This is a genomic window from Algibacter sp. L1A34, assembly GCF_009796805.1.
Classification (GTDB): Bacteria; Bacteroidota; Bacteroidia; order Flavobacteriales; family Flavobacteriaceae; genus Algibacter.
Window position 1 is genome coordinate 3,817,042 of sequence record NZ_CP047029.1, and the last position, 16,581, is coordinate 3,833,622.

Sequence of the window (16,581 nt, forward strand, 5' to 3'; positions counted from 1 at the left end):
AACGTATTCTAACAATTTGAGGTTTACAAATAAAGATCTAATTTAGTGTCATTTTTTGTTCACGGACACAATGTTATAATTCTTTCTTAACACCTTTTTGGCCTGTAAAAAAGGTTTAACCGAGTAGTTTATCCGAAGATTAATTTATTATAAGTAAAATCGTGTATTTATCTCTTTTTGCTACTTATATTTTAACAAGGATTTTGTAAATTGTACTATAACTCAGCCTATAGTATTGCTTATGCACCTTAACTTAAAAATACAGTATCCCCAACTTTTCTATGTATTTATATGGATACTTTTTCTTTCATTTTCTAATAGTTTTTCGGCATTTTCGCAAGAAGACATAAAGAAAGATATACAGCATAAAATCAAAAAACTTAAGGAAACGCCTAATTTTAAAAAAGATACTACTTATATTAATTTATTACACGACTTAAACTGGGAATATATTCACTATAATTTAGATAGTTTGCTTTTTACTTCCAAGGAGATTATTACCCTAAGTAAAGCCATTAAATATACTAAAGGTGACGCTAAAGGTCATTTTTTTCTAGGTATATACTATTCTGATAAAGGAGACCAAGATCAGGCTATCTCCTATTTTTCAAAAGCACTTTCAAAAGGCGAAGAAATTAATGACACATTAATTATTATACAATCCAAAATTGAATTGGCCAGAGAGTATGAGTATAAAGAGGAAAATGCTAAATCTTTAAGAGAATATTTAAGCGCTATTGAAATTGCTGAAAAAAGTAAAAACGATTCCTGGCTAAGTAATTTATATCTAAACGTTTCTGCCCTTTATGGTAACCAAAAAGACCATGAACAGTCCATATTATTTTTAAAGAAGGCTAAGGAACTAAATAAAAAAACTGGAGAAGAAGAAAGAACAGGAATAATTCTTTCCAATCTAGCAATTGCTTATACCTCAATGGGAGATTTAACAAGTGCCAATTTAAATATAAATGAAGCTATTTCTATTTTCGAAAAACTTAAAACAGATGATTGGCTTGCTTACATTTATCAAATAAAAGCCAATATTTATCTCGAAAAAAATCAATTTAACGAGGCACTTATATGGTTAAAAAAGAGCGAAGTAATTCATGAAAACATCGATTCCATTAGAGAAAAAAAACAATTAAACCTCCTTCTATCAAAAGTTTATTTTGAACTTAAAGATTATGAAGTTTCCGAAGCCTATGCTTTAAAAGCACTAGAAATATCAAAAGAGCTCAATGTTTTAACAAACCGCGATAAAATTTTTGAAATTCTATATAAAATCAAAAAAACAAATAATGATCCGGTTGCCGCACTCACCTATTTAGAAGAATTTAAAGCCATTTCTGATACAATAAATAAAAACGATAATATAAAAGAATTAAGAATATTAAAGTCCACTCTGGTCGCTGAACATGAAAAGGACCAATATATTTTAGCGAATGAGAAGAAGGATGCTAAACAACTTAGCTATACATATATTTCTGCGTTAGTTATTTTTGCCTTTTTAATAATTATCATTATCCTTAAAAAGAATAACAGAACTCAAAATATTTTAAATCAAAAACTGATAGAAAATACGTTGGCTTTAAAGAAAAACGAAGCTCATTTAAACGATGCAAACAACACTAAAAACAAACTATTCTCTATTATTGCACACGATTTAAAAGGCCCTATTAATTCATTTAAATCATTATTCGACTTGTTTAATAAAAGTGAACTAACTACAACCGAGTTCATGGAGTTTATGCCTCAAATAGGAGAAAACATCGATAGTATTGCTTTTACTTTAAATAATTTATTAACCTGGGGACAAACCCAAATGAATGGATTAGTTACCAAACCTAATTATACAACCATTAAAACTTTGGTAGACGAAAGCATTAAATTACTATCTAAACAAACGGAGGCAAAATCGATTACAATTGCAAACAACATCAATCAAAAGGTAATTACATGGAGCGATAAAGATCAAATTGATATTGTAATTCGTAATCTAATTAGCAATGCTGTGAAGTTTACTCGCGAACATGGAGCGATAACTATCGATGCTTCGGAAAAATCTAATTTTTGGGAAATAGTGGTTAGAGATAATGGCGTTGGCATGAGCGAAGACGTTCTAAATAATATTTTTAACGACGAAGAAACTTCTACCACTTACGGAACCCAAAACGAAAAAGGAACTGGCTTAGGATTAAGGGTTTGTAAAGAAATGGTGCAAAACAACGGCGGAACTATTTGCGTAGAAAGCACTTTAAATCATGGATCTTCTTTTTATTTTACGGTACCAAAAACAAAAAAGCTTTAACTCCATTTTCAAAAAATACATTTCTTAAATGTTTTAAATCTTTCCTTCATCATTTAAAGGCTAATTTACAAGGAGGTTCCAAGCTTTGATTTGTATTTATATTTATATTTATATTTATATTAAAACTATAAAACCTGTAGTAATAATTAAAAAGGTTAAAATAATTATACTTCTATTCTATGATGATTAAAAAAAACGTAACAGAAAGAATTTATAACATATAATACTCGATAACAAATACTTAATATAATTTGTTTTAATTATTTGTCTGTAATTGGTATAAAATGCAAAGCACGTAATTCCATAAGATCTCCTTCAGGGATACTGTCAGCGTGTATTTTAAATATCATATTTCCTGATGAAAGATTTACACTTCCAAGATCTTGCTTAATGTAATCTTTATCTCTTAATCTTCTTTTGTCCGATAATGTTGTGCCTGATAGAGCCGTATTACCAACCTCAACAGTAAACTTATTTGATTGCTTGAAAGTTTTATATTCTGCAACAACCCTAAATTTACCCGCTTCGGTAAGATATACTGGCCATGTCATAGATTGGTTCTTATCCTTCCAGCCAGAAACACCGTTATTGGTTATTTTACCATTTCCATATTTAAATTCACCGCCAACAGCTATTCCATCGAAAGCGCGAAGCATATTATTTTGGGTTGTTGAAATCATGCGATGTAAATCAACATTCTCTGCATCATCTACCTCAACAACCAGTACACTACTCGCTGCATCAGGAGTTTTGGCTGGAACTTCAAATTCTATAGTCTTATTATCTGTACGTTTATAAGCTATTGCCGTTTGCGTTTTATCAGACAATAGATACGCTTTATTCACCTTCCCTAAAAATCCGCCTAATTTTAGAATTCCGTCAGTTGGCCAATCGAAGACCTGTAAATAAAATGTATTTTTCTTTCTTGTAGACTCACCCCATGCTTGTACTGGTAGTGTTGTTCGAACGGCACCATGGATACTTGCTTCATTAACGTCCATCCACCGGCCTATGCCTTCAAGTATATTAATATCAGTAGCATCAATTATACCGTCACCTTTAGGACCGATATTAAGCAGCATATTTCCGCCTCTTGCAACTGCTTTAACCAAAACCCGAACAAGAAATTCAGGTGTTTTATGACTACGATCTGACTCATTATAACCATACGATTCGTTGGTGGTTGGGATGGCTTCCCAATCCCCTTCTTTTGCTGGAAAATCAACAGCACGATCGCCAGTGCTCGCATAATCACCAAAATGTTCTGGACCACCATCATAACCAGATACAACACGACTATTAATCACGATGCTAGGTTTGGCGGAACGAGCAGCTTTTAAAATACGTAAGTTCTCTTCGGGTGGAAGCTTATGTGGAGTATCAAACCACAAGAAATCAGGATCGTACTTAGAGATTAGTTCTTTAACTTGAGGGATTGATTTCTCGTCAACGTATTTACGAATTCGAGGAGCAATCTCCGGGTGTTCATCAAACCACTTCGTGTTTTTTGATGCAAATAAATGTTTGTCTCCTCCTGGATTTTCATAATCCCAATCATTACCAGGCCCATTAGGTTCTCCCCAGTCGAACGCATGTGAATAATAAAACCCAAATTTTAATCCATTTTTATCACAAGCAGCCTTAAGTTCTGCCATCGGGTCACGACCAAAAGGCGTAGCGTCTACAATATTATAATCGCTAGCATCCGAATCGAACATAGTAAAACCATCATGATGTTTAGCTGTAATTATTACATATCGCATACCTGCTGCCTTAATAGTTTTTACCCACTCATCTGCATTAAACTTTGTAGGATTAAATATTCCAACAACATCTCGTCGGTATTCCTCACAAGAGATTTTTGCCATACGTTGTATGTGCTCTCCATAACCACTATATGCTTTTCCTTTCCAACTACTTCCAAGTATCGCAGATGCCCCCCAATGAATAAAACAACCAAATCGCGCATCGCGCCAATCCTCTAAACGTTCTTCTCGGTTTGTTTTAGCATCGCGCCACCATTGCAAATCTGGGCTACCCGTCGCTATATCCATCTGCAATCGAGGTAAAGGAGGCATAATTGGCGTATGGCTAGTTTGTTTACTTATGTCTGCGGTATTTTTACATTGAACAAATAACAATACTATAACAATGCAAAACACAGGCATTATGGTTGTTTTTAAATTGTTTTTCATTTGCATAAATTTTTACTTTATTATAGTATTATTTAATTATTGCTAATGTTTAGCAATGAGGATTTTCCGAAGGAAAATCAGAAGCTAGCAAACAAAGCAACTAACTTTGGTTTAGCTAAAAATAGCAATTTTTCATATACTATGTTAAGCACTGGCTTTTTATAGTTTTTTTTGTCTCAAATTATATAGATCAATAAATTTGTGTAATTCATCTTCCATGTCGGCAGTAGGAAAGTATTTTCCCATTTCAGTATCGAATTCTACCCATTTTTCTAAACCAGCATCCTTGGCGAAGGAAAATATTTTTTGTTCGAAATTTTCAGACTTTTTTGAAATATTATCATCTATTGTTTTATGGCTGTTTAGTATCCAATCTCCACAATAGCCTATAATAAGTAGCGTTTTATATTCCTCTTTTGTTAATTCTATTTTCATAATTTTATTCAAATGGCTCTTTTGGGAGATTTTTTAAATTTTTTATATATCTGTCATTATCAAATGGTTTACTCATTTTAATAATCTCAAACAATTCTACAGCTACACACTGTCCTATCATTTGTCGCGTTTGAAAGTCATTATATCCAGTATTTGTCAATTGGTTATATATGATTTTTGTTTCCGGAGGATCATTATTTTCCAGTTGATTTTTTACTATTTCTGATATCTGCTCTCTTAATATTTCATTTTCTTTCATGTTCAAACGGTTTTCTTGCTTGTGCCTAACGTTTATGTATAAAAATATTGCCGGTTTGTATGCGAGGATTTCCCGAAAGAAAATCAGAAGCTAGCAAACAAAGCAACTAACATTGGTTAAGCTAAAAATAGCAATTTTTTATATACTGTGTTGTAAAACGTTTTTAATCCAAAGCAATTATTCCTGATATCTTTCATTTTTTGGTAAAGTCCATATGTTGAGAACTCTGCTTTTAAGTCCATTTGCACTATCTGGCTCAACAATTTCTATCTCCGTAATACAAATTAATGCTATGTTATATTTTTCGCTTTCTAATAAATAGCCATCAATATAGATTTTTCCTTTTTTTTTCAATCCGAAAAATTGATTCAATTCTGATTGATTTTTGCTTTCTGGAATTTTTTTTAAATCCACAAATAATATTCCTTGTTCGGTGAGATTATAATAGTCAATCAGTTCTTTATTCGGAACCTCTTTTAATATTGACATTTCATTGATTTTAGATTTTATCTCATCCTCTGAAGTTCCCAAACTTTTTATTAAATATTCATTTCCAATAATATTTTGATTGAAAATGAAAGATGGTTTTTGAGTTTTTGCTTGTGGTAGTTTTATATAATCTTCCTGAGAAAAAATGTTTATTGAAACTAATAGCATCAAAATTAATATCAGTATTTTTCGCATTTCTTAAATATTTTACAACGTCTAGGCTATGGTTAGTACGGGAATTAAAAGTATTGAACTTTCAATTAAGCACTTAGCCAAATTTTTTTATTTTTTTTATCTTTTTTGTACTAAAGCCAAATCAAAAGATTTGGCGGACTTTACTGATAAGTCGGGTTTATACCTTAAAGACTAAAACCCGTATTAATTATAGCCATTGTTGTACATAGTTTTATTCGAATATGTGTTTCCAAATCTTCCCTCTATGTCCTGTAATAAACCCAGTATTATTGTAAAAATCGATATTTGTACTATACTCGAAATCTCTAAAACTTAATTTGTTTATCCAAGTAGTTCCTCCGTCATAAGTTTCAAAAACAACATCGTTATTTTGCCATATACTTATAGTTTCTGTTATTCCAATTCCTTTACTTTTATTAATAAAATGAAAATCACCTATAAACTGATTACCACTTTTTTCTTCCCAATTACCACTTGTTATATTGTTTTTAAAATAAACATTTCCTTGATATGACATATACGCTTGTGATTCTTCAATTAGCTGTACATTCGAAATTCCAGCATTACTAGCAGTATCGGTTTCAAGAATGGTATAGCTGAATATATTATTTATTCCTTGTAAAAGAACAGATTCTCCGCTAGAGTTTACACCAGAGGCAATTAAATTGTTATTATATACACTAAAACTGTTAAAATAAAAATCATCCCCAGCTGGACCAGTTGAAAAATTATAAATTAAATCAAAATTACTATTATCATTTGTGTGGTATATTTCTCCTGATTTACTCACTAAATAGCCATTCGTTGGAGTGCTAAAATGCATGCCAAGTATTTCTGATTCAGAATAACCCCTGTCGAATATTTGATTAAAACTAGTACCTCCATCATTTGTGTGATAAAGAATAAAATGGAAATTATCCTTAATTCCAATCCAACCTTCATTTTCATCAATAAAAAAAATGTTTTTCCCTACAAAAGAACCAAAATCTTTTAGTGCGTGCCAATTATATCCACCATCAGTTGTTTTGTACAATTGCGAACCTACGATTATATAAACGATTTTCTCATTAATCATTTTTATCCCCCAAATAGTCTCATAGGGGAAATTATAATTTAATGGGAAAGTCCCAATAAGTTTCATAGGAGTTGAATCTATTATCTGATAATCTCCATAAGTTATTAAATTGAAATCCTCATTGTAAAGTATAGGCACAATAACTTTCATTTCTTCCGGACTTATAAAAAAAGGCTCTGCTTTTGTACCGCTGAATGAAAAATGTGAAATTATGTCTAAATTTTTACCTTTTACAGTTATTGTATCTCCAATTCTTACTTTATTTTGATTGATTTCTATTTCTGTCTTATCAATTGTCAGTTCATGTTTTGAACATGAAAAGAAAATAAAAGTAAAAGCAAAGATATATTTAAAAGTGAATTTCATAGGCTGCATTCAAGGTTCTAACGCAACAAACGTTGCTTTTTTTTAGTGAGTCTAAGCTACAAATTTCAGTTCATTTAGCATAATTTCTTTAGGGGTTTTAAAACCAATAATTTTACGTGGTCTATTGTTTAGTTTTTCTTGAATTTCTGCTAACCTTTTTTTATCAATTAGGTTAAAGTCTGTTCCTTTTGGAAGGTATCTTCTAATGAGTCCATTTGTGTTTTCATTAGTACCTCTTTCCCAAGAAGAGTATGGGTGTGCAAAGTAGATTTTCATGCCTGTTTTTTTAGTTATTTGTTGATGTTTAGCCATTTCAATTCCGTTGTCATAAGTCATTGTTTTCTTGAATATCGGGTTAAGTTTATTTAAATATTTTGAGAACATTTTAGCTACTTCTTTTGAGTTTCTAGCTTTTAATTTAATAATTAAAGTATATCTAGATTTACGTTCAACAATAGTTCCAATAGCAGATTTATGATCTTTCCCAATCATTAAATCACCTTCCCAATGTCCAATTTCTTGTCTTAGCTCAATATGCTTAGGCCTATTGTCAATACTGACTTGATTGATTATTTTACTTCCTGTACCTCGTCTTTTTTTAGAAGGCCTACGTCTTGTTTTTTTATGAACCAGTAGTTTGATGAGTTTTTTGTTTAAGGAAGCCTGAGGGCGTGTGTAAATATACCTGTAAATGGATTCGTGAGAAATAGACATAATAGTATCGTTAGGATATTCTTCTTTTAATCTTCCAGAAATTTGCTCAGGAGTCCATTCGGATAAAAGGCCTTTATAGACATAGAATCGAAGCCTATTATGAATAGATATTTTATCTGTATTTCTCTTGTTTAAATAATCATCTTTAGCGTACCAATGAGCAAGTTCAGCAGCGTATTTATCTCTATCAGATTCACCCATTTATTAATTTCTCTAGTGATTGTAGAACGCGCTCTTTTTAACGTTTTTGAGATATAAGCTTTGGACTTATTTTCGTTTAAAAGAGTCTCAATTTGAATTCTTTCTTTAAGGGTAAGGCGACCATTTTTTTTACGTACCATAATAACAAATCTATTAATTTAGATTTGTTGCGTTAAGTTCTTGAGTACAGCTAGGTTTGTTTAAATTATGTACAACGTTTATGTGTAAGGAACGTTGCGTGTTTGAGTGCGAGGATTTTCCGAAGGAAAATCAGATGCTAGCAAACAAAGCAACGACCAAACGGCTTAACTAAAATAAGCAATGTTTTTTACACGGTGTTGTACTGCGTTTTTTTATTCCGTTTTCAATTCATTCTTTTTTATTTCTAATCTTTCGGGATATTCACCGTCAAAGTAGGAAACAAACTTGTCAGTCAAAATTGCTTTATTTCCCATTTTAGGAATTGAGTCCGAATATTTAAAATATAACGTGTCATTTTTTAATTCCACAGTTCCAGCATATATATCTCCTTTGCGTTCCAATCCGCGAGATTCAAATTCAAACGTTTTGTTTGGATATATTCTTAAATAATTCCAACCTAAAGGAGCTTCTCGGTCAGCCAAAAGAAGCGTTGCTTTTTTTTCAGTCCGATTGCATGAAGTCAGAGTTAAAATCAGAGTTAATATTATAATTGTGTGTTTCATTCTCAAATGCAGTACAACGTTTATTTATAAGAATAGTTGCGGTTTTGTGTGTTAGGATTTTCCGAAGGAAAATCAGACGTAACAAAAGGGCAACGACCTTTGATTAAGCCTAAAATAGCAATTATTTTTATACTGTGTTGGCAATAGTATTTTATTCCATAATGTTTATTTTTCCAGAGTTCAAATACTTTTTTCCAAAAACACCTTTCTGAAAATCTATCTTTATTGTGTCTCCTTCTTTTATTTTATTCAGGTCAGATTCCGCAAACTTTTTTTCAGTTCTTTCAAAATATTGGTCTTCTAATGACCTAATTCCGACTTCTCCATTTTTCATAACGTAAGTGATTTCAAAACGTTCGGTCACGGTATCAGTACTACTCATTCGGTTTATAAATAATCCAGAAGCAATTATGATGCTTTGAATCCAGATAAAATATACAACTCCCATAAATACAGAAAAAGCGAAAGTCTTCATTATTCTAAGCGTTATGTCATTTTCGATTGATAAAAACTTGTAAAAAACGAAAACAGAAATTAGAAATACAATTCCGATAACGATTAGCGTATCAGTCTGCTCAAAGTCAATCAAATCTCTTTCTAAATAGAAATTATATTGGTAAGGAACAAGAATTTTATAGATGAGAAGGAAAATTCCAATCCCAACTAGCCATTTCCAATTTCGCTTGAGTCTTTCCATATTATTGCCAACAATTATATATAGTTATATGTTAACTATATACTTATTATGTCTACTAATGTATAACTTTTACTTCAAAATTTTTATTACTTCTATGTTATTCTTTTCTAGATGATAATAGTTAATAATTCTTTTTAATTTAAAGCCATCGTTATTAAGCCAACTAATTCTGCTATAAACTTACAGAAGTATAAACTCAATACTTTACGGTTTTCCGTATTCAGCTAAAAAAAGTATAAAATTTTAAAATAAAACAAAAAAAAGACCAAGCTTCTCAGCTTGATCTTCTTTAATAATCTTTCAAATAATTGAAACTAAATAATATAAGTCCGCACTTTTCTTTTCTTCAGTCTTAAGTTATTTGTTTGGGCAATAATACTTTTAATTTTATCTGTAGGTATGGCCACAAAGGCACAATCTTGTTTAAGTTCTATAACGCCAATTTCAGTTTTATCTAAATGGCATTGTTTAAAAAGTAGTCCAGCAATGTCACCTTTAGAGATTTTATCTTTTCGTCCGCCAGAAATAAATAACGTACTCCATGGCGTTCCTATTTTTATCGTTTTACCAATAGGCACTACAGTCTCGGTAGTTTCTATAAACTCGGGCGAGGTTTCTTTTTCCCATTGTAAAACATAAGCCGTTCCTGCAGCATTCATTCGAGCTGTTCTACCATTTCTATGTGTGAACTCTTCGGCTTTTAAGGGTAATTGATAATGAATAATATAGTTAAGTTCTGGAATATCTAAACCACGAGCCGCCAAATCTGTGGCTATAATAATTTGATGTGTTCCGTTCCTAAATTTTATTAAAGCACGTTCTCTATCCATTTGTTCCATGCCTCCATGGAAACAGCCGTGAGCCATTTTATTATCGGTTAAAAAATCGCTTACAAACTGAATGGTATCTTTAAAATTACAGAAAATAATACCGGGATTGTTACCAATATCGTGTAATAAATCGACTAACGTTTGCAGCTTATTTTTATCTGGAGATACTACTTTTTTAATTTCTAATTTAGACACTTTGGTATCTAAATAATCTATAACGAGTTCGTTTTCTAAACCAACAAACTTTGGGATTTCAATATCTTGGGTTGCCGAAGTTAAAATTCGTTTTTTAATATAAGGCAGACTGGTAATAATCTCGCTCATTTCCTTCTCGAACCCCACTTCTAGAGATTTATCAAATTCATCTAAAACCAATGTTTTAATATCTTCGACTATAAAGGTTTCGCGACGTAAATGATCGGCAATACGGCCCGGTGTGCCCACTAAAATGGCTGGTGTATGCGCTAAGTCTATTCTATCTTTAGAGAAGTTACGACCGCCATAAACGGCATTGGCTTTAAAACCAGAGCCCATAGTGCGGATTACTTGTTCTATTTGTATGGCCAACTCTCGCGAAGGCACTAAAATAAGTAACTGTACGTTTTCGCAATCTTTATCTAATGCGGTAATAGTTGGTAATAAAAAGGCCAGTGTTTTACCGGTTCCCGTAGGCGATAAAAGCACAGTGTTTTCAACGTTTGTAATAGACAACAAGGCTTCTTCCTGCATGGAATTTAGCGCTTTAATATTCAGTTTATCTAAAATATGTTGTTGTGTTCTTCTAAATTTATCCATTGCCTAATGTTTCTTTTTCTTCTTTAGAGTCGCTGGTTTTTCAACTATAGTATTGTTTTCTGCAATGTAATTGGATAAAATTTTATCTACCAATTCTTCTTTTGTTAAATGATGAAAAATAGTTTTCACCTTGGCTTTAAATTCTTCTGGAATATCGCGGTTTGGTTTGGTTTTAAATATTTTCCTAGCCCAAATTAATCCGTTATTTTCTTCGATACTTTTAGCATCTGCTTTTTGGTATGCTTTAAATTTAATTCCTAGTTCTGCTTCGAAATCTGGAATATCCTGAACTTCATCTTGTTGAATAACACTTAAAGATAAACCAGTAGCTCCTGCCCTAGCCGTACGCCCGCTACGGTGTACATAAGCATCGTAAGTATCTGGTAAATGATAGTTTACCACAAAGGCTAAATCTTTAACATCGATACCACGTGCTGCCAAATCTGTGGCTACTAAAATATTGATGTGTCCTTCTCTAAATTGCCCCATAATACGATCCCGAATTCCTTGAGATAAGCTACCGTGTATAGCACCAGATGAGAATTTGTTTATGGCTAAGTTTTTAGCGAGTTTGTTTACAGCTGCTTTAGTTTTACAGAATATAATACCGCGTTGCCCATCGTTAGAATTTAAAAAATGCATAAGTACATTTAGTTTTTCTATAGGTTCTACCACCACATATTGATGATCGATACCTTGATGACCAGTAGTTTCCATATCGGCCTCGATAGTTACCACATGTTTAGATAAACAATTTTGTACTAATTGCTTAATGGTTCCTGGCATGGTTGCGGTAAACAATAACGTACGGCGTGTTTTTGGTAAGGCTTTTATAATAGCATCTACACCTTCTTTGTGTGCGCTAACCATTTCATCGGCTTCATCTAAAACAAAATATGTAATTTCTTTTACGTTTATCGCGTTTCTTTCTATTAAATCGGCTAAACGTCCAGGCGTTGCCACAACAATATGTGTGGTCTCCTTTAATTTTTCTATTTGTGGTTTTATCGGGATGCCTCCAAATACACCTGCAATAGAAACCTGTAAATCTTCTGCATTAAAATCTTCTAAGTTTTTAAAAATCTGTTGACCCAACTCTCGTGTTGGAGCTAAAATTACAGCTTGTATATTGGTTTTACTGCTATCTATTAATTGAAGTAATGGTAAACCAAAAGCCGCTGTTTTTCCCGTTCCCGTTTTTGCAATGGCAACAACATCGTCGGTTTTGGTTAAAATTACTGGTATTGCTTTTTCTTGAATATCTGTTGGTATCGTTATATTTAACGTTGCTAAACTACTTTGTAATACAGCATTAATACCTAAACTAGAAAATGATTGTGACATAAATTATATTTTGTGCAAAGATAGTAGAGTTTTGCTGGTTTTATAGATTTATAATTGAAGTATTATGGCATAAAAAAAAGCCTATCCAAATAATGGATAGGCTTTTAAAATAAAGAGGGTATATGTTATAAAACTTTTACGTTTACTGCATTTAATCCTTTTTTACCTTCTTCTAAATCGAATTCAACTTCATCGTTTTCACGAATTTCGTCTACTAATCCAGAAATGTGAACAAAATGTTCTTTGTTTGAACCTTCTTCAGTTATGAATCCAAAACCTTTAGCGTCATTGAAGAATTTTACTGTTCCTTTACTCATGATATTATATTTTATATTTTAATAATGGTATAAAGATAGTCTTAAATGTATCACAAAGTTCTTAATTTTTAAAAAATCGTATTTAATTTTTTGGTTTCGAATAATCTAGATACACCAACCGTAACAAATAGTATGCTATTTAGTATCAATTGGTTATAATTAATCTCTTTCTACAAACAAAAACAGCATCTAAAATTGATTTTAGATGCTGTTTTAAAAATTATAAAATTATGAATGGCTTAATTAATTTTTAAGCGATTTCATATCTATTACAAAACGGTATTTAACATCGTTACTAGTAACACGCTCGTAAGCACTGTTTATATCTTGCATGTCTATAAGTTCGATATCGCTAGTAATATTGTGCTTTCCACAAAAATCTAACATCTCTTGAGTTTCTTTAATACCACCAATTAATGAACCTGCAATACGTTTACGGCCCATAATAAGATTTCCACCATGAAATGGCTTTAAAGCATCTATCGCTCCTACTAAAACCATGGTAGCATCTATTTTAAGCAAACCTAAATAAGGATCCATTTCGTGACCTACAGGAATGGTGTTCAAAATAAAATCGAAACTGCCTTGGTGTTTCTTCATGTCGTCTGCATCTTTAGATACCAAAACTTCATGTGCACCAAGCGCTTTTGCATCTTTACCTTTTTCTGGAGATGTAGTAATCATAACCACATGTGCGCCTAATGCATGTGCAAATTTAACGCCCATGTGCCCTAGCCCACCTAAACCAATAATACCAACTTTGTCTCCTTTTTTCACATTCCAGTGACTTAGTGGCGACCAAGTTGTAATTCCTGCACATAATAATGGTGCAGTTCCTGCCTCGTCTAAATTTTCTGGAATACGTAAAACAAATTCTTTATCGACAACCATAGATGTTGAATAACCACCGTAAGTTTGTTTGCCTTCTATATTTTTATCTGGACTATTATATGTCCAAGTTGCTCCTTTTTCACAAAATTGTTCTAAATCTTGCTCACAAGATGGGCATGTGTGGCAAGAATCTACCAAACATCCTACACCTACTAAATCGCCTACTTTATAATTACTTACACTATTACCAACTTCTGTAACACGACCAATAATTTCGTGACCAGGAACTACAGGATATGTAGAGCCTTTCCAATCGTTTCTAATGGTGTGAATATCACTATGGCATACACCGCAAAAGGAAATATCTATTTTTACATCGTCTGCTCCTACTGCTCGCCTTTGTATATCTAAAGGTTTTAAATCTTCTGTTGATGCCGTTGCACCATATGCTTTTACTGTTGTCATTGCCATTGTTATGCGTTTTTAAGAGTTACTTTTAACTCGATATCTGTATTTAATAATTTTGAAATAGGACAAACCTCTTTCGCTTTGTGTGCTAATTGCTGAAACTGTTCTGCATCTATTTCTGGAACATCGCCTTCTAGATTTAAAGTGATTTTTGTGATAGAACCATCCTCGAAAGTAACGGTTGCATCAACATCTAAAGTGGTTGCTGTAAAATTAGCTTCATTTAATAAAAAGCTTAATTGCATAGCAAAACAGCCTGCATGTGCGGCGCCTATTAACTCTTCGGGATTGGTTCCTTTTTCTCCATCTTCAAATCTAGTGTGAAATGAATATTGTGTTTTATCTAAAACTTTACTTCCGGTGGAAATACTACCTTGTCCGTCTTTCCCACTGCCTTTCCATTCTGCGTTTGCTTTTCTTGTAAATTTCATAATGTAAATTTTTTAAATTAAACGGCTTTTTTTGAAGCTTTTGGATAATCTGTATACCCTTCAACTCCTGTTGTGTAGAACGTATCTTGATTCCATGCTGTTAATTCCAAATTGTTTTCAAAACGTTCTACTAAATCTGGATTAGATATAAATGGTTTGCCGTAAGCCACTAAATCGGCATCGCCATCTTCAATAACTTTGTTTCCTTTTGCTTGATCGAAATTGGTGTTTATCATTAATGTTCCGTTGTATAATGGTCTAAAATGTTTTGCGATTTCTGTTACTGCAAAAGGCACTTCAGATACATCTGTAAAAGGTTCTGATAAATGTACGTATGCTAAATTATAATCGTTTAATTTTTTGATAATGTATTCAAATGTTGGAATAGTTTGTTTATCTACAGTAATTCCGAACATCCCATTTAATGATGGATTGAAACGTACACCAATTTTTTCCTGAGGAATCACTGCTTTCATAGCATCTAGAACTTCAAAAAAGAAACGGGTTTTGTTTTCAATAGTTCCGCCATATTCATCTGTTCTTGTATTAGAGCATCCTGTGAAAAATTGATGAAACAAATAACCGTTAGACGAATGAATTTCTACACCATCAAAGCCTGCTTTTATAGCATTTACTGCTGCATTTTGAAAATCTTTAACCGTAGTTTTAATATCTTCAATTGTCATTTCCTTTGGTGTCACAGTGTCTTTAAAGCCTTCTGGCGTAAAAGATTGTGCGTTTGGATTTATAGCTGAAGCTGAAAGTGGCAATTCGCCATTATGGAAATTTGGATGAGATATTCTGCCCACATGCCATAATTGGATAAAGATTTTTCCGCCTTTATCATGGACACGTTTCGTTACTTTTTTCCAGCCTTCTACTTGTTCCTCAGAATAAATACCTGGTGTATGAATATAACCCACAGCTTTCTCTGAAACCTGAGAGCCTTCGGTAATAATTAATCCTGCCGATGCGCGCTGCTCGTAATACAAACCTTGTAACTCATCTGTCGCTACGTGGGCTTTATTATCTGCTCGACTTCGCGTCATGGGAGCCATTACAACTCTATTCTTTAAACTTATATTTTTGCTATATGGTGTTAATAATGCTTGCTTGCTCATGTGATATTTACTTTTGAATTGTTAATGAAACAAAGTTACACGACTTGAACACCAATATTATTGACCTATATCAATTAAGAAAAATTTAACCTTTTATCTGTTTTCTAACCCGACTTAAATTTTCGGGCGATACGCCAAGGTAATTTGCGATATCGTAATTAGGAACACGGTTTTCTATATTGGAGTAAGATGTGCAAAATTCGATATAACGTTCTTGGGTGTTTTTTTCTAGTGTAGATAAAATTCGTTTGCGTTGAGCAATGAATGCTTGGGTTGTTAAAATTCTGAAATAACGTTCGAAAATAGGCGCTTCATCATAAATTTTTTGAAGATTATTATAGCTAATAGATAGTAAGTTAGAGTCTTCAATTGCTTCAATATAGAGTATTGAAGGTATTTGATTGTGAAAAGCATCGAAGTCTCCAACCCACCAATTTTCAACTGCAAACTGAATGATATGTTTATTGCCTTTATCATCTATATAATAAGCCTTTAAACAACCTTTTATAACAAAATATTCGTGTTTAACATGGGTGCCTGGTTTTAGTAAAAACTGTCCTTTTTCAACAGATATTTCATTTAAAACATTATTGAACAACTGGATATCAAGAGCTGTTGGAGTAATATGATTATTGATATGGTTTGTTATAGACTGATACATGTTGCAAAGATGCTAAAAGGTTGGACGATTTAAAATGAATTTAACGGATTTTATTCAGCAATAAAACCGTATTACGTTAAGAATATACTATATCATTTTATAAAGTAATATCGTGCAAAAACTAAATAATGAATTGTTGAAAAAA

The 16,581-nt window shown here is 32.3% G+C and carries 17 protein-coding genes; 1 reads left to right on the forward strand and 16 read right to left on the reverse strand.

Translation table 11 applies throughout. The features are described from left to right. The first annotated feature begins 241 nt into the window (after positions 1-241). A complete protein-coding gene (locus GQR97_RS16175; RefSeq protein ID WP_158850276.1) occupies positions 242-2,308 on the forward strand; it encodes an ATP-binding protein in 2,067 nt (688 codons plus the stop codon). 260 nt (positions 2,309-2,568) lie between these two features. Here GQR97_RS16175 and GQR97_RS16180 read toward each other — a convergent pair whose 3' ends face one another. From GQR97_RS16180 to GQR97_RS16255, 16 genes are all read right to left on the reverse strand, one after another. After that, positions 2,569-4,503 (reverse strand): alpha-L-fucosidase, encoded by a 1,935-nt coding sequence (locus tag GQR97_RS16180; RefSeq protein ID WP_158850278.1) that lies wholly within the window; start codon positions 4,501-4,503, stop codon positions 2,569-2,571. Positions 4,504-4,662: 159 nt separating this feature from the next. Further along, positions 4,663-4,938 carry a hypothetical protein gene (locus GQR97_RS16185; RefSeq protein WP_158850280.1) on the reverse strand — a complete coding sequence of 92 codons (276 nt, stop codon included), beginning with the start codon at positions 4,936-4,938 and terminating at the stop codon, positions 4,663-4,665. Positions 4,939-4,942: 4 nt separating this feature from the next. After that, on the reverse strand, positions 4,943-5,197 hold the full coding sequence (locus GQR97_RS16190; RefSeq protein WP_158850282.1) for a hypothetical protein: 255 nt from the start codon (positions 5,195-5,197) through the stop codon (positions 4,943-4,945). Positions 5,198-5,374: 177 nt separating this feature from the next. Continuing rightward, positions 5,375-5,881, reverse strand: a complete 507-nt coding sequence (locus GQR97_RS16195; protein ID WP_158850284.1) for a hypothetical protein — start codon at positions 5,879-5,881, stop codon at positions 5,375-5,377. 211 nt (positions 5,882-6,092) lie between these two features. Next, the gene (locus GQR97_RS16200) at positions 6,093-7,322 is read right to left on the reverse strand and encodes a WD40/YVTN/BNR-like repeat-containing protein (protein ID WP_158850286.1); all 1,230 of its coding nucleotides are present in this window, start codon (positions 7,320-7,322) and stop codon (positions 6,093-6,095) included. Between the two features lie 51 nt (positions 7,323-7,373). Further along, on the reverse strand, positions 7,374-8,237 hold the full coding sequence (locus tag GQR97_RS16205; protein WP_158850288.1) for an IS30 family transposase: 864 nt from the start codon (positions 8,235-8,237) through the stop codon (positions 7,374-7,376). Continuing rightward, on the reverse strand, positions 8,168-8,377 hold the full coding sequence (locus tag GQR97_RS19990) for a helix-turn-helix domain-containing protein (protein WP_158850290.1): 210 nt from the start codon (positions 8,375-8,377) through the stop codon (positions 8,168-8,170). Before GQR97_RS19990 ends, GQR97_RS16205 begins: the two co-directional genes overlap by 70 nt. Before the next feature lie 213 nt (positions 8,378-8,590). Next, on the reverse strand, positions 8,591-8,941 hold the full coding sequence (locus GQR97_RS16215; RefSeq protein WP_158850292.1) for a hypothetical protein: 351 nt from the start codon (positions 8,939-8,941) through the stop codon (positions 8,591-8,593). A 151-nt stretch (positions 8,942-9,092) separates the two neighbouring features. Further along, positions 9,093-9,416, reverse strand: a complete 324-nt coding sequence (locus tag GQR97_RS16220; RefSeq protein ID WP_158850294.1) for a hypothetical protein — start codon at positions 9,414-9,416, stop codon at positions 9,093-9,095. A gap of 536 nt (positions 9,417-9,952) precedes the next feature. Beyond that, positions 9,953-11,263 carry a DEAD/DEAH box helicase gene (locus GQR97_RS16225; protein WP_158850296.1) on the reverse strand — a complete coding sequence of 437 codons (1,311 nt, stop codon included), beginning with the start codon at positions 11,261-11,263 and terminating at the stop codon, positions 9,953-9,955. A gap of 3 nt (positions 11,264-11,266) precedes the next feature. Further along, complete coding sequence (locus GQR97_RS16230) at positions 11,267-12,607, reverse strand: DEAD/DEAH box helicase (RefSeq protein WP_158850298.1); 1,341 nt, start codon at positions 12,605-12,607, stop codon at positions 11,267-11,269. Between the two features lie 125 nt (positions 12,608-12,732). Next, positions 12,733-12,924, reverse strand: coding sequence for a cold-shock protein (locus GQR97_RS16235; RefSeq protein ID WP_158850300.1), 192 nt, complete (start codon positions 12,922-12,924; stop codon positions 12,733-12,735). Between the two features lie 243 nt (positions 12,925-13,167). After that, positions 13,168-14,226 carry an NAD(P)-dependent alcohol dehydrogenase gene (locus GQR97_RS16240; RefSeq protein ID WP_158850302.1) on the reverse strand — a complete coding sequence of 353 codons (1,059 nt, stop codon included), beginning with the start codon at positions 14,224-14,226 and terminating at the stop codon, positions 13,168-13,170. Between the two features lie 2 nt (positions 14,227-14,228). Continuing rightward, complete coding sequence (locus GQR97_RS16245) at positions 14,229-14,654, reverse strand: OsmC family protein (protein ID WP_158850304.1); 426 nt, start codon at positions 14,652-14,654, stop codon at positions 14,229-14,231. A gap of 17 nt (positions 14,655-14,671) precedes the next feature. Continuing rightward, complete coding sequence (locus GQR97_RS16250) at positions 14,672-15,775, reverse strand: alkene reductase (protein WP_158850306.1); 1,104 nt, start codon at positions 15,773-15,775, stop codon at positions 14,672-14,674. Between the two features lie 85 nt (positions 15,776-15,860). Then, the gene (locus GQR97_RS16255; protein WP_158850308.1) at positions 15,861-16,436 is read right to left on the reverse strand and encodes a Crp/Fnr family transcriptional regulator; all 576 of its coding nucleotides are present in this window, start codon (positions 16,434-16,436) and stop codon (positions 15,861-15,863) included. Positions 16,437-16,581 lie beyond the last annotated feature (145 nt).

Excerpts from the sequence above, each read along its gene's own strand:
- GQR97_RS16175 (WP_158850276.1), top strand. The coding sequence starts at position 242 with ATGCACCTTAACTTAAAAATACAGTATCCCCAACTTTTCTATGTATTT.
- GQR97_RS16180 (WP_158850278.1), bottom strand. The coding sequence starts at position 4,503 with ATGAAAAACAATTTAAAAACAACCATAATGCCTGTGTTTTGCATTGTT.
- GQR97_RS16185 (WP_158850280.1), bottom strand. The coding sequence starts at position 4,938 with ATGAAAATAGAATTAACAAAAGAGGAATATAAAACGCTACTTATTATA.
- GQR97_RS16190 (WP_158850282.1), bottom strand. The coding sequence starts at position 5,197 with ATGAAAGAAAATGAAATATTAAGAGAGCAGATATCAGAAATAGTAAAA.
- GQR97_RS16195 (WP_158850284.1), bottom strand. The coding sequence starts at position 5,881 with ATGCGAAAAATACTGATATTAATTTTGATGCTATTAGTTTCAATAAAC.
- GQR97_RS16200 (WP_158850286.1), bottom strand. The coding sequence starts at position 7,322 with ATGAAATTCACTTTTAAATATATCTTTGCTTTTACTTTTATTTTCTTT.
- GQR97_RS16205 (WP_158850288.1), bottom strand. The coding sequence starts at position 8,237 with ATGGGTGAATCTGATAGAGATAAATACGCTGCTGAACTTGCTCATTGG.
- GQR97_RS19990 (WP_158850290.1), bottom strand. The coding sequence starts at position 8,377 with ATGGTACGTAAAAAAAATGGTCGCCTTACCCTTAAAGAAAGAATTCAA.
- GQR97_RS16215 (WP_158850292.1), bottom strand. The coding sequence starts at position 8,941 with ATGAAACACACAATTATAATATTAACTCTGATTTTAACTCTGACTTCA.
- GQR97_RS16220 (WP_158850294.1), bottom strand. The coding sequence starts at position 9,416 with ATGAAGACTTTCGCTTTTTCTGTATTTATGGGAGTTGTATATTTTATC.
- GQR97_RS16225 (WP_158850296.1), bottom strand. The coding sequence starts at position 11,263 with ATGGATAAATTTAGAAGAACACAACAACATATTTTAGATAAACTGAAT.
- GQR97_RS16230 (WP_158850298.1), bottom strand. The coding sequence starts at position 12,607 with ATGTCACAATCATTTTCTAGTTTAGGTATTAATGCTGTATTACAAAGT.
- GQR97_RS16235 (WP_158850300.1), bottom strand. The coding sequence starts at position 12,924 with ATGAGTAAAGGAACAGTAAAATTCTTCAATGACGCTAAAGGTTTTGGA.
- GQR97_RS16240 (WP_158850302.1), bottom strand. The coding sequence starts at position 14,226 with ATGGCAATGACAACAGTAAAAGCATATGGTGCAACGGCATCAACAGAA.
- GQR97_RS16245 (WP_158850304.1), bottom strand. The coding sequence starts at position 14,654 with ATGAAATTTACAAGAAAAGCAAACGCAGAATGGAAAGGCAGTGGGAAA.
- GQR97_RS16250 (WP_158850306.1), bottom strand. The coding sequence starts at position 15,775 with ATGAGCAAGCAAGCATTATTAACACCATATAGCAAAAATATAAGTTTA.
- GQR97_RS16255 (WP_158850308.1), bottom strand. The coding sequence starts at position 16,436 with ATGTATCAGTCTATAACAAACCATATCAATAATCATATTACTCCAACA.